Annotated in this window: 10 protein-coding genes; 7 read left to right on the top strand and 3 right to left on the bottom strand. The window is 64.0% G+C overall.

Features of this window, described 5'->3' with window-relative positions:
• Positions 1-14: 14 nt before the first annotated feature.
• Positions 15-929: a methylenetetrahydrofolate reductase [NAD(P)H] gene (metF, locus tag CO675_RS21310; RefSeq protein ID WP_097673894.1), complete on the bottom strand. Its 915-nt coding sequence runs from the start codon at positions 927-929 to the stop codon at positions 15-17.
• 391 nt (positions 930-1,320) lie between these two features.
• Between metF and CO675_RS21305 the strand changes: the two genes are divergently transcribed.
• Entirely contained in the window at positions 1,321-2,343 is a 1,023-nt protein-coding gene (locus CO675_RS21305) for an LLM class flavin-dependent oxidoreductase (protein WP_097673822.1), read from the top strand.
• 54 nt (positions 2,344-2,397) lie between these two features.
• Here the strand turns inward: CO675_RS21305 and CO675_RS21300 are convergent, their stop codons facing one another.
• Together CO675_RS21300 and CO675_RS21295 are read right to left on the bottom strand one after the other, a co-directional pair.
• Positions 2,398-3,258, bottom strand: coding sequence for a prephenate dehydratase (locus CO675_RS21300; protein WP_097673821.1), 861 nt, complete (start codon positions 3,256-3,258; stop codon positions 2,398-2,400).
• Between the two features lie 33 nt (positions 3,259-3,291).
• Entirely contained in the window at positions 3,292-4,032 is a 741-nt protein-coding gene (locus CO675_RS21295) for a 3-deoxy-manno-octulosonate cytidylyltransferase (protein WP_097673820.1), read from the bottom strand.
• 199 nt (positions 4,033-4,231) lie between these two features.
• On the opposite strand from CO675_RS21295, the gene CO675_RS21290 reads away from it, so the two are divergent.
• The 6 genes from CO675_RS21290 (at position 4,232) to CO675_RS21265 (ending at position 12,715) form a co-directional block, all read left to right on the top strand.
• The gene (locus CO675_RS21290; RefSeq protein WP_097673819.1) at positions 4,232-4,780 is read left to right on the top strand and encodes a c-type cytochrome; all 549 of its coding nucleotides are present in this window, start codon (positions 4,232-4,234) and stop codon (positions 4,778-4,780) included.
• A gap of 215 nt (positions 4,781-4,995) precedes the next feature.
• On the top strand, positions 4,996-6,900 hold the full coding sequence (locus CO675_RS21285; RefSeq protein WP_097673818.1) for an extracellular solute-binding protein: 1,905 nt from the start codon (positions 4,996-4,998) through the stop codon (positions 6,898-6,900).
• Between the two features lie 17 nt (positions 6,901-6,917).
• Positions 6,918-8,789 carry an extracellular solute-binding protein gene (locus CO675_RS21280; RefSeq protein ID WP_198964683.1) on the top strand — a complete coding sequence of 624 codons (1,872 nt, stop codon included), beginning with the start codon at positions 6,918-6,920 and terminating at the stop codon, positions 8,787-8,789.
• Positions 8,790-9,902, top strand: a complete 1,113-nt coding sequence (locus CO675_RS21275; RefSeq protein ID WP_097673816.1) for a microcin C ABC transporter permease YejB — start codon at positions 8,790-8,792, stop codon at positions 9,900-9,902. It begins immediately after the preceding gene.
• Complete coding sequence (locus tag CO675_RS21270; RefSeq protein WP_097673815.1) at positions 9,902-11,086, top strand: ABC transporter permease; 1,185 nt, start codon at positions 9,902-9,904, stop codon at positions 11,084-11,086. The genes CO675_RS21275 and CO675_RS21270 overlap by 1 nt, the downstream gene beginning before the upstream one ends.
• A 3-nt stretch (positions 11,087-11,089) precedes the next feature.
• Positions 11,090-12,715 (top strand): ABC transporter ATP-binding protein, encoded by a 1,626-nt coding sequence (locus CO675_RS21265; protein ID WP_097673814.1) that lies wholly within the window; start codon positions 11,090-11,092, stop codon positions 12,713-12,715.

Raw genomic sequence — 12,715 nt, 5'->3', positions numbered from 1 at the left:
GATCGCTTTCTGGGTCAGGCAGCTTTTTGGGCACCGGTCGGCCGGATGCCGAGCAGGTGGCTGATCGCGAACACGAGGTCCGCGCGGTTCATGGTGTAGAAGTGGAAGGTGTCGACGCCGTGCTTGAACAGCTTCTGCACCTGGCCGGCCGCGACGGTCGCAGCCACCAGCTTGCGGGTCTCGGCGTCGTTGTCGAGGCCATCGAACTTCTCGGCCAGCCAGTCCGGCACGCTGGTGCCGGCGCGGGTGACGAAATTGCGGGCCTGCTTGAAATTGTGCATCGGCATGATGCCCGGCACGATCGGAATCTCGATGCCGCGTGCGCGCACCCTGTCGACGTAGCGATGATAGAGGTCGTTGTCGAAGAACACCTGGGTGATCGCGCGCGTCGCGCCGGCGTCGACCTTGGCCTTCAGCGTGTCGATGTCGGCGTCGAAGTCCGCGGCTTCCGGATGCTTCTCCGGATAGGCGGACACCGAGATCTCGATGTCGGCGTGGCGCTTCTTGATGGCGGCGACGAGCTCGGCGGAGCTCTGGTAGCCGTCGGGATGGGTGAAGTAGGGCGTGCCGATGCCGCCGGGCGGGTCGCCGCGCAGCGCCACGATGTGGCGGACACCGACCTCATGATAGCGGTCGACGATCTCGTCGATCTCGCCGCGCGAGGCGCTGACGCAGGTCAGATGCGCGGCCGGCAGCAGATCGGTTTCGCGCAGGATGCGGCTGATGGTCGAATGGGTGCGCTCGCGGGTCGAGCCGCCGGCGCCATAGGTGACCGAGACGAAGTTCGGCGTCAGCGGCGCCAGGCGATTGATGGTCTCCCAGAGATTGCGCTCCATCTCCTCGGTTTTCGGCGGGAAGAACTCGAAGGAGATTTTCGGCACTTTCGGCGCGCGCTGCCCGTTCGGCAGGGAGGAAATGGTCTCGGTCATGATACGCAAGGGCTCCGTAACTGGAGGGCAGACGTCCGGCCTGGATATGGAGCCTCCAAGATAAGCCAAACCGGTGGGCCAAAATAGCCCATCGAACATGGGAAATTGCCCATTAGCGGCGAATATATGGTCAAAATCAACGATCGAGGATAAACAGTGGGCTGTGGTGACGATTGGTGAAATCTGAGGTTATAATATTGAATTATAATAATAAAATTTGATACTTGAGGCCGCTCGGATATCTGAATCGATTGTGGGCAGGGTGAATTGGCGGCGAATCTTCGTATTTCGTCCCAATGATCGAGATGGCCGACGCCGACTTTCCGGTGCGGGACTGGTCTGCGCGGCCGAGGTCTTTGTCGCCTCGTGACGCCACACTAGGTTGGCGGCCATGATCCCGCTCTCCGTCCTCGACCTGTCCGTCGTCACCACAGGCACCAAACCGGCCGCTGCACTCCGCAACAGCATCGATTTGGCGCGCCATGTCGATGGTCTCGGCTACGTCAGATATTGGCTCGCCGAGCACCATAACCTCGCCTCGGTGGCAAGCCCTGCGCCCGATTTGATGATCGGGCAGATCGCGGCGGTGACGCAACATATCCGCGTCGGCTCCGGCGGCGTGATGCTGCCCAACCACGCGCCGCTGGTGGTTGCCGAGCGCTTCAAGATGCTGGAGGCGCTGTTTCCCGGACGCATCGATCTCGGCCTCGGCCGTGCGCCCGGCACCGATGGCGCCACGGCCTACGCGCTGCGCAGCCGGCTCGATCGCCGCGAGGGAGACGACTTCCTCGAGCGGCTGCATGAGCTGACCCTTTGGGAGACACGCGATTTCCCGGCCGGCCATCCCTACAACAATGTGGTGGCGATGCCGGACGATTCGCCGCTGCCGCCGATCTGGCTGCTCGGCTCGAGCGACTATTCCGCCGAACTCGCCGCGCAGGTCGGGATGGGCTTTGCGTTCGCGCATCATTTTGCCACTCACGACGCAATCGCGGCGATGACGAATTATCGCGCGCATTTCAAGCCGTCGGGCTGGCGTACGGCGCCGCAGGCGATCCTGGCGGTCGCCGTCGTCACGGCGGAGACCGATGCGGAAGCCGAGCAGCTTGCGATGTCGATGGATCTCAACCGGCTGCGCCGCGATCGCGGCCAGTATCTGCCGCTGCCGAGCGTCGAGGAAGCGCAAGCCTATCCCTACACCGACGCCGAGCGCGCCTCGATCGCGCGCAACCGCGCGCGAATTTTCGTCGGCAGCCCCGCAACCGTGATGACCAAGCTCGAGCCGCTGATCGCGGCGAGCCAGGCCGATGAGCTGATGGTGATATCAGCGGTCTACGACCACGCGGCGCGGAAGAAGTCGTACAGCCTGCTCGCGGAGGCGTTCAGGCTTGCAAAGAGCGCAGCCACAGCATGATTGTCGTCCCGGCCTTCGCCGGGACGACGCGTGGAGAGACTGCGCTCGCTCCGCCTAGTCCTGCGTTTCGCTAAAGGTCGCGCGGAACGGGTGGCCGGGATAGACGCCGACGATGCGGAATTCGCGCGAGAAGAATTTCAATTCCTCCAGCGCAAAGGCCAGTCCGCGATCGTCGGGATGGCCGTCGACATCGGCATAGAATTGCGTGGCGAAGAAATTGCCGTCGACCATGTAGCTTTCGAGCTTGGTCATGTTGACGCCGTTAGTGGCGAAGCCCCCGAGTGCCTTGTAGAGCGCGGCAGGCAAATTGCGCACCCGGAAGACAAAGCTTGTGACCAGCGGCCCGGAGCTCTGCGCGGCCCATTTGGCCTCGCGCGCCAGCACCACGAAGCGGGTGGTGTTGTGGGCCTCGTCCTCGATGTCCTCGGCCAGAATGTCGAGGCCATAGATATCGGCGGCGAGGCGCGAGGCGATCGCCGCCACGCTCTTGTCGCCGCGCTCGGAGATGTCGCGGGCGCTGCCGGCGGTGTCGCCGGCGACGATCGGCCGGATGCCGAGCTTGCGGATGATGCGCCGGCACTGGCCGAGCGCGTGGACGTGGCTCTCGACGCTCTTGATGTCGGCGAGCTTGGTGCCCTTCACCGCCATCAGCTGGTGGCGGATCGGCAAGAACCATTCGCCGACGATGAACAGGCCCGAGGCGGGCAGCAGGTGGTGGATGTCGGCGACGCGGCCGGCGACCGAGTTCTCGATCGGGATCATGCCGAGATCGGCCTCGCCGGAGGAAATCGCGGCCAGCGCGTCCTCGAAGGTTGGGCAGGGCATCGGCTCGGCGTCGGGATAGGCCTCGACGATCGCGATATGGGAATTGGCGCCAGGCTCGCCCTGGAACGCGATTTTCAATTTCTTGGTCATGGGTTCTTTCCTGGCGGGCCTTTTAGCACCCGGTCAGGCTTTGGAAAGTATTCTGCGGGCGGTTTCGAGGTCGGCCGGGGTGTCGACGCCGCGGGGAACGGTGTCGACGATGGTGATGTCGATCCGCATCCCGGCCTCCAGCGCGCGCAGCTGCTCGAGCTTCTCCTGCTGCTCCAGCGGCGAGGGCGGTAGCGCTACGAACCGCTCCAGCGCGGCCCGGCGGTAGGCGTAGAGGCCGATATGGTGGTAGCGCGGCCCGTCGCCATAGGGCGCCGTGGCGCGGGTGAAATACAGCGCGCGGAGCCGGTTGGCGCCGATCGGCGAGCCGACCGCCTTGACGACGCTGGGGGCCTGATCCTCTTCCTCGGTATGGATGCGTGAGGCCAGCGTCGAGATGTCGACGGTGGGGTCGGCCAGCGGCGGCATCACGCTCTGGATGGTCTCGGGCGTGATGGTCGGGAAATCGCCCTGCAGATTGACCACGATCTCGGCCACGCCGTCCGGATCGAGGATCGTCATCGCCTCATGGATCCGGTCCGAGCCGGACGGATGGTCGGGGCGGGTCATCACGACCTCGCCGCCGGCAGCCTGCACCGCGGCTGCGATCTCGGCCGTGTCGGTCGCGACCGCGACCCGGCCGATCCCGGCCGCCTCGGCCCGCCGCAGCACATGGACGATCATCGGCGCGCCCGCGATGTCGAGCAGCGGTTTGCCGGGGAGCCGCGTGGCGGCCATGCGGGCCGGAATCAGCACCAAGGTACGGGGTTGGGTCATGGGTGTCGGGGCCCGTCCGGCCTGCGGAAATTGGCGGGGAGGAGGTTGAATTCGGCGCGTTTATACGGGTTGCCAGAGCGCGGGCAAACCGATATCTCAACCCTGCCTGGGGGAGGCACGAAAGGTCGATTCCCGGGTCTTTCCCCGCGGCCGTATTCCCGGCCTGAAGTCGACATTCAAGGCCCGGAGCCTGACCGAAATGGACTCCTTCGAACTCAACAAAATCCTCGGTGCGGTTCTCGGCACCTGCATCGTCGTCCTGGTGATGAGCTTTACCGCCGGATCGGTCTTTTCGGCCAAGATGCCGGAGAAGCCGGGTTTTGAGATCGCGGTGAAGGAAGAGTCCCATGGCGGTGGCGGCGAGGCCGCTGCGGCCGCCTCCGAGCCGATCGAGAAGCTGCTGCAGACCGCCTCCGCCGAGAAGGGCGCAGCCGCCGCCAAGAAATGCCAGGCCTGCCATACCTTCGAGAAGGGCGGCCCGAACCGCGTCGGTCCGAACCTCTACGGTATCGTCGGCGAGAAGAAGGGCGAGGGCCGTGGCTTCAATTTCTCGGCCGCGATGAAGGGCAAGGGCGGCGACTGGTCGTTCGACGACCTGAACAAGTTCCTGACCAACCCGAAGGGCTTCGTCCCGGGCACCGCGATGGGCTTCGCCGGCGTGCCGAAGGACAGCGAGCGCGCCGACATCATCGCCTATCTGAATTCGAACTCGGAGCACCCGGCTCCGCTCCCGACCGCTTCGAAGTAACGAATTGCTTCGCGCAAGCATGTGGATGAAACGGCCAGGCACTGCCTGGCCGTTTTCGCATGGGGAATCCGCTGTCGCGGGGTTGTTATCGGGACGTTTCGCCGCACCGATATTGTTCCCGGGCCAATATCATGAGGAAAAAGCAACGTAATTTGTCGAACCGTTGCCTTATATTGGGTCCCATGTAACCGGGGCCGCAAGCAGGAAGAGCGAATTTGGCGATCACCCGACGACACCTCCTTCAAGGCAGCGCACTGGCGGCACTCGCTCCGGCGCTCGGATTCAACTCCAGCCTGTCGGCGATCACGCCGGCCCTCGCCGACGACGCCCCGAACGGGCTGAAATGGCGGCACGGCCTCTCCACCTATGGCGAAATCAAGTACCCGGCCGACTTCAAGCGCTACGATTACGTCAAGCCGGATGCGCCGAAGGGTGGCGTGGTGCGGCTGTTCCAGCCCGGCACCTATGACAGCTTCAACCTGGTCGTTGCGGGATTGAAGGGCACGGTCGCCGCGGCGGTCACCCGCATTTACGACTCGCTGATGGAAGCCTCGCTCGACGAGCCCGATACCTACTACGGCGAGCTCGCCGAGGGCGCAGCCTTCCCCAACGATTTCTCCTACGTGATATACCGCCTCCGTCCCGGGTCGCGCTGGCACGATGGCAAACCGGTCACGCCTGAAGACGTGATCTTCTCCTTCGAGGCGCTGAAGGCGAACAGCCCGATGTTCAGCGCCTACTACCGGCATATCGCGAAGGCCGAGAAGATCGGCGATCGCGACGTCAAGTTCACCTTCGACAGCCCGGGCAACCGCGAGCTGCCGATGATCACCGGCCAGCTCATCATCCTGCCCAAGCATTGGTGGGAAGGCACCGACGCGCAGGGCAAGAAGCGTGACATCACCGCGAGCACGCTTGAGCCGCCGCTTGGGTCGGGCCCCTACAAGATCAAGGAGTTCGTTGCCGGACGATCGGTCGTGCTTGAGCGCGTCAAGGATTACTGGGGCAAGGACATTCCGATCGCGATCGGACAGAACAATTTCGATGAGCTGCGCTACGAGTATTTCCGCGACGACACCGTCGCGCGCGAGGCGCTGAAGGCCGACGGGTTCGATTGGTACAACGAGCGCAGTGCCAAGGAATGGGCGTCGGCCTATGACGTTCCCCCGGTGCGCGAGAAGCGGCTGCTCAAGGAGCTCTTCACCGTCCGCAATCAAGGCCGGATGCAGGGCTGGGTATTCAACCTGAGGCGTCCGAAATTCGCGGACCCCAGGCTGCGCCGCGCCTTCAACTACGCATTCGATTTCGAAGAGATGAACCGCGTGCTCTCGACCGGGGAGTACCATCGCGATTCCAGCTATTTCGACGGCATCCCCGATCTGATGGCGACCGGCCTGCCGGAGGGCAAGGAGCTCGAGCTCCTGGAGACGGTGCGCGACAAGGTGCCGCCGGAAGTCTTCACCACGCCCTACACGAACCCGGTCGGCGGCACGCCGGAAAACGTCCGCGCCAATCTGCGCGAGGCGACGCGGCTGCTGAAGGAAGCCGGCTTCGAGATTCGTGATCGCAAGCTGGTCGATTCCTCGGGCCAGCCGTTTACGGTCGAGATCCTCGGCAACAGCGGCGATTCCGGCATGGAGCGGATCACGCTGTTCTACAAGCCGAGCCTGGAGCGCCTCGGCATCACCGTCAATTTGCGTGCCGTCGACACCGTGCAGTACCAGAACCGGGTACGCGATTTCGATTTCGAGATGGTCACCCAGGTGTGGGGACAGTCGATCTCGCCCGGCAACGAGCAGCGCGACAATTTCGGTTCGCAGGCTGCCGACCGGCCGGGCTCGAACAATCTTCCCGGCATCAAGAATCCGGCCGTCGATGCCATCGTCGAGCGCATCATCTTCGCCAACAGCCGCGCCGATCAGATTGCGGCCGCCAAAGCGCTGGACCGGGTTCTGCTCTGGAACTTCTATTGCGTTCCACACTTCAACTACGACAAGCAGCGCTATGTCTATTGGGATCGCTTCAGTCATCCCGATCCGCTGCCGAAATATGCAGTTTCAGGATTCCCAAATCTTTGGTGGTACGACGCCGACAAGGCGGCCAAGCTCAAGCGTTCATAAAGCTCAAGGATCCGCGCATGGCGCTATTCTCCCGTCGGCACGCACTCGGCCTCGGCATCGGTGCGTTGGGTGCTGCAGGCATGCGTGCTGCACCGGCGGCAGCCGACAACGGAACCGAGATGCACGGCATGTCGGTGTTCGGCGATCTGAAATATCCCGCGGATTTCCAGATTTTCGACTACGTCAATCCGAAGGCGCCGAAAGGCGGCGCCTTCTCGGTGATTCCGTGGGTGCGCGCCTACAACCAGTCCTACTACACCTTCAACTCGCTGAACGCCTATGTCCTGAAGGGCGAGGGCGCGCAGGGAATGGACATGACGTTCGCGGCGCTGATGTCGCGCGCCAACGACGAGCCAGACGCGATGTACGGCTTTGCCGCGAAATCGGTACAGATCTCGCCGGACAAGCTGATCTACCGCTTCACCATGCGCCCCGAAGCGCGCTTCCATGACGGCTCGAAGCTGACCGCGCAGGACGTCGCCTTCTCGCTCAATACGCTGAAGGAAAAGGGCCATCCGCTGATCCAGGTGCAGCTCCGCGACTTCGTCAAGGCCGAGGCGCCGGACGATGCAACCGTGGTGGTGACCTTCGCGGCGGGGCGCGCGCGCGACGTGCCGCTCTATGTCGCGAGCCTGCCGATCTTCTCCAAGGCGTACTATGCGACGCGCTCGTTCGAGGAATCGACGGTCGATGCGCCACTCGGCTCGGGGCCGTACAAGGTCGGCCGGTTCGAGGTCAATCGCTACGTCGAATACGACCGCGTCAAGGACTGGTGGGGCGCCGATCTTCCGGTCAATCGCGGCAGCTACAATTTCGACACCGTCCGCTACGAATTCTATCGCGACCGTGACGTGGCGTTCGAGGGCTTCACCTCGAAGAGCTATCTGTTCCGCGAGGAGTTCACCGCGCGGGTCTGGGCGACGCGCTACGATTTCCCCGCGGTCAAGGACGGACGGGTCAAGCGCGAGACGCTGCCCGACGACACTCCGTCCGGTGCGCAGGGCTGGTTCATCAACATGCGCCGCGACAAGTTCAAGGATCCACGCGTGCGCGAGGCGCTGATCTGCGCCTTCGACTTCGAGTGGACCAACAAGACCATCATGTACGATGCCTATGCGCGCACCGTCTCGCCGTTCCAGAACTCGGACATGGTGGCGGAGGGGCCGCCTCCGCCGGAGGAGCTTGCGTTGCTCGAGCCGTTCCGCGGCCAGGTGCCCGACGAGGTGTTCGGCCTGCCGTTCGTGCCGCCGATGTCGGACGGTTCCGGTCAGGATCGTGCGCTGCTGCGCAAGGCGGTGCAGCTGCTCAACGAGGCCGGCTGTGTCATCAAGGACGGCAAGCGCGTGCTGCCGAACGGCGAAGCCCTGACCATCGAGTTCCTCAACGACGAGCCGTCGCTGCAACCGCACCATGGGCCGTACATCAAGAATCTCGGTACGCTCGGCATCGACGCGACATTCCGTCTGGTCGATGCAGTGCAGTATCGAGCCCGGGTCGAGGACTTCGATTTCGACATGACTATGGAGCGCTTCAGCGCCTCGGCGACGCCGGGCGACAGCATGCGTCCGTTCTTTTCCTCGCAGGCGGCGAAGACCAAGGGCTCCTACAATCTCGCAGGCATTTCCAATCCCGCGATCGATGCGTTGATCGAGAAGATCATCGGCGCCAACAGCCGCCATGAGCTGACGGTCGCTTGCCGCGCCTTCGACCGCGTGTTTCGCGCCGGTCGCTACTGGGTGCCGCAATGGTACCGCAACACGCATCCGATCGCCTATTGGGATCAGTTCGGACACACCGAGAAGCTGGCAAAGTATACCCAGGGCGTCGGAGCGCCGGAGAATTGGTGGTACGATGCGGCCAAGGCCGCGAAGCTCGAGCAGGCGAAGTAGATGAGCGCCTATATCGCCCGACGTATCCTGCTGATGCTGCCGACGCTGCTCGGCATCCTGTTCGTCTCCTTCGTGGTCGTGCAGTTTGCTCCCGGCGGTCCGGTCGAGCGTGTCATCGCGCAGATCAACGGCGCCGACACCGGCGGCACCTCGCGCGTCTCGGGTGGTGGCGGCGATTTCGGCGCGCAGCGCGGCCAGGGCGGCGGCGCAGCGGGCGGTGCGATCAATTCGAAATACCGTGGTGCGCAGGGGCTCGACCCCGACTTCATCAAGAAGCTCGAGGTGCAGTTCGGCTTCGACAAGCCGGCGCCGGAGCGGTTCGCGCTGATGGTCTGGAATTTCGCGCGGTTCGACTTCGGCGAAAGTTATTTCCGCAGCGTCAGCGTGCTCCAGTTGATTAAAGAGAAGCTACCGGTCTCGATGTCGCTCGGGATCTGGATGACGCTACTGACCTATCTGATCTCGATCCCGCTCGGCATCCGCAAGGCGGTGAAGGACGGCTCGCGGTTCGACACCTGGACCTCGGCCGTGATCATCATCGGCTTTGCGATCCCGGGCTTCCTGTTCGCGATCCTGTTGATCGTGCTGTTCGCCGGCGGCTCGTTCCTCAATATCTTCCCGCTGCGCGGCCTGACCTCGGACGGCTGGGCGCAATTCCCCTGGTATTGGAAGATCATCGACTATTTCTGGCATCTGACGCTGCCGCTGGTGTCGATGGCGCTCGGCGCCTTCGCGACGATGACCTTGCTCACCAAAAACTCGTTCCTCGACGAGATCCGCAAGCAATACGTGATGACCGCGCGCGCCAAGGGCTGCAGCGAGCGCCAGGTGCTGTACGGCCACATTTTCCGCAACGCGATGCTGATCGTGATCGCGGGCTTTCCGGGCGCGTTCATCCACGCATTCTTCTCGGGCTCGCTGCTGATCGAGACCATCTTCTCGCTCGATGGGCTCGGCCTGCTCGGCTTCGAGAGCGTGCTGAACCGCGACTATCCGGTGGTGTTCGGGACGCTGTTCATCTTCTCGCTGGTCGGACTGGTGGTCAATCTGCTGTCCGACCTCGCCTATATGTGGATCGATCCGCGGATCGACTTCGAGGCGCGGGAGGTCTGATGACGCTGCTCGCGCCCCAGCCGGTCGAGACCTCGACGCAATCGCCGATGGGCGAGGCGGTGCCCGCCACCCGCCACGCCTTCGCGCCATCGCCGCTCAACCAGCGACGCTGGCAGAACTTCAAGGCGAACCGCCGCGGCTACTGGTCGTTCTGGATCTTCCTCGTGCTGTTCGTGCTGTCGCTGTTCGCCAATTTCATTGCCAACGACAAGCCGCTGCTCGTGAAGTATGACGGCCATCTCTACTGGCCGGTTGTGGCCAGCTATGCCGAGACCACCTTCGGCGGCGATTTCGAGACCGCCGCCGACTATCGCGACCCCTATCTGCAGAAGCAGATCGCCGCCAAGGGCGGCAGCATGATCTGGCCGCCGATCCGCTATTCCTACGACACCCACAATCTGGATTTGCCGACACCGGCGCCGTCGAAACCGACCTGGATGCTGACCGAAGAGCAGTGCAAGGACGTGGTGCAGAAGAAGGGCCTGACCGGCTGCCGCGACCTCGAATACAACTGGCTCGGCACCGACGATCAGGGTCGCGACGTCGTGGCGCGGTTGATCTACGGCTTCCGCATCTCGGTCTTGTTCGGCCTGACGCTGACCATCCTGTCCTCGATCATCGGCGTTGCCGCCGGCGGCGTGCAGGGCTATTTCGGCGGCTGGATCGATCTCGGCTTCCAGCGATTCATCGAGATCTGGACCGCGATCCCTTCGCTCTATCTGCTGCTGATCATCTCGGCGGTGCTGCCGCCGGGCTTCTTCATCCTGCTCGGCATCCTGCTGTTGTTCTCATGGGTCTCGCTGGTCGGCCTGGTCCGTGCCGAATTCCTGCGCGGCCGCAACTTCGAATACATCCAGGCGGCGCGCGCGCTCGGCGTCTCCAACCGTGTGATCATGTTCCGCCATCTGCTGCCGAACGCGATGGTCGCGACCATGACGTTCCTGCCGTTCATCGTCTCGTCCTCGGTGATGACGCTGACGGCGCTGGATTTCCTCGGCTTCGGGCTGCCGCCCGGCTCGCCCTCGCTCGGTGAGTTGCTGTCGCAGGGCAAGGCCAATGTGCAGGCGCCGTGGCTCGGTCTCACCGGCTTCTTCTCGGTCGCGATCATGCTGTCGCTCCTGATCTTCATCGGCGAAGCCGCGCGCGACGCCTTCGATCCGCGCAAGACGTTCTCGAAGGGCTGACGCATGGACGCGACCAACCAGCCCCTGCTCGACGTCAGCGACCTCTCTGTCGCCTTCGGCCGCTCGCTTGCGGTCGATCGCGTCTCCTTCTCGATCAAGCGCGGCGAATGCACGGCGCTGGTCGGCGAATCCGGCTCGGGAAAATCGGTCAGCGCGCTGTCGGTGTTGAGGCTGCTGCCCTATCCGGCCGCCTCGCATCCCTCCGGGGCGATCCGTTTCAAGGGCCGCGACCTCCTGGGATCGTCGGAACGCGAGATGCGCGGGATCCGTGGCAACGACATCTCGATCATCTTCCAGGAGCCGATGACCTCGCTCAATCCGCTCCACACCATCGAATCCCAGATCGGCGAGATCCTGTCGCTGCACAGCGGCATCAGCGGGGCGGCGGCGCGGGCGCGGACGCTGGAATTGCTCGGCCAGGTCGGCATCCCCGAGCCGGAGACGCGGCTCAAGAGCTATCCGCATCAATTGTCCGGTGGCCAGCGCCAGCGCGTGATGATCGCGATGGCGCTTGCCAACGAGCCCGATCTCTTGATCGCGGACGAACCGACCACGGCGCTCGACGTCACCGTGCAGGCGCAGATCCTGGCCCTGCTGGCCGAGATCCGCGCGCGGCTCGGCATGAGCCTGTTGTTCATCACCCACGACCTCGGCATCGTCCGCCGCATCGCCGACACCGTCTGTGTTATGAACAACGGCAAGATCGTCGAGCAGGGCCCGGTCGAGCAGGTCTTCACCGCATCGAAGCACGCCTATACCAAGGCGCTGCTGGCGGCCGAACCGAAGCCTGATCCGGCCCCGCCGCAGCCGGGCGCGCCGGTTGTGATGTCGACCGACAATCTCAAGGTCTGGTTTCCGATCAAGCGCGGGCTGATGCGCTCGACCGTCGGCCACATCAAGGCGGTCGATGGCGTCAGCCTCGCCGTGCGCAAGGGCGAGACGCTCGGCGTCGTCGGCGAATCCGGCTCCGGCAAGACCACGCTCGGGCTGGCGCTGCTCCGGCTGATTTCGTCCGATGGACCGATCGTATTCCTCGGCAGGGACATCCAGGGCCTGCGCTTCAAGCAGATGCTGCCGTTCCGCCGCGACATGCAGATCGTATTCCAGGATCCATTCGGCTCGCTCAGCCCGCGCATGTCGGTCGCCGACATCATCGCCGAGGGACTCGAGGTGCACCAGAAGCAGCTGTCGCGCGAGGAGCGCGAGGTGCGGGTGATCAAGGCGCTGAAGGACGTCGGGCTCGATCCGGAGTGGCGCTTCCGCTATCCGCACGAATTCTCCGGCGGCCAGCGCCAGCGCATCTCGATCGCGCGAGCGGTCGTGCTGGAGCCGAACTTCGTCGTGCTGGACGAGCCGACCAGTGCGCTCGACATGCTGCTGCAGGCCCAGATGGTCGATCTGCTGCGCGACCTGCAGCGCAAGCGCGACCTCACCTACATGTTCATCTCGCACGATTTGCGCGTGGTGGCCTCGCTCGCCAGCCACCTGATCGTGATGAAATCCGGCAAGGTCGAGGAAGAGGGGCCGGCCTCCGAGCTGTTCAAGAATCCGAAGAGCGAGTACACCCGCGCGCTGTTCGCCGCCGCGTTCCACATCGAAGCGGCCGGCGACGGGACGGCGGCGACGTAA

The sequence above is a fragment of the Bradyrhizobium sp. C9 genome (assembly GCF_002532045.1).
GTDB lineage: Bacteria > Pseudomonadota > Alphaproteobacteria > Rhizobiales > Xanthobacteraceae > Bradyrhizobium.
Note: the sequence above shows the minus strand (reverse complement) of the source record. Positions and strands in the feature narration are given on the sequence as shown.

Bases quoted from the DNA above. Each gene is read 5' to 3' on its own strand.
- metF (WP_097673894.1), bottom strand. From the start codon at position 929: ATGACCGAGACCATTTCCTCCCTGCCGAACGGGCAGCGCGCGCCGAAA.
- CO675_RS21305 (WP_097673822.1), top strand. From the start codon at position 1,321: ATGATCCCGCTCTCCGTCCTCGACCTGTCCGTCGTCACCACAGGCACC.
- CO675_RS21300 (WP_097673821.1), bottom strand. From the start codon at position 3,258: ATGACCAAGAAATTGAAAATCGCGTTCCAGGGCGAGCCTGGCGCCAAT.
- CO675_RS21295 (WP_097673820.1), bottom strand. From the start codon at position 4,032: ATGACCCAACCCCGTACCTTGGTGCTGATTCCGGCCCGCATGGCCGCC.
- CO675_RS21290 (WP_097673819.1), top strand. From the start codon at position 4,232: ATGGACTCCTTCGAACTCAACAAAATCCTCGGTGCGGTTCTCGGCACC.
- CO675_RS21280 (WP_198964683.1), top strand. From the start codon at position 6,918: ATGGCGCTATTCTCCCGTCGGCACGCACTCGGCCTCGGCATCGGTGCG.
- CO675_RS21275 (WP_097673816.1), top strand. From the start codon at position 8,790: ATGAGCGCCTATATCGCCCGACGTATCCTGCTGATGCTGCCGACGCTG.
- CO675_RS21270 (WP_097673815.1), top strand. From the start codon at position 9,902: ATGACGCTGCTCGCGCCCCAGCCGGTCGAGACCTCGACGCAATCGCCG.
- CO675_RS21265 (WP_097673814.1), top strand. From the start codon at position 11,090: ATGGACGCGACCAACCAGCCCCTGCTCGACGTCAGCGACCTCTCTGTC.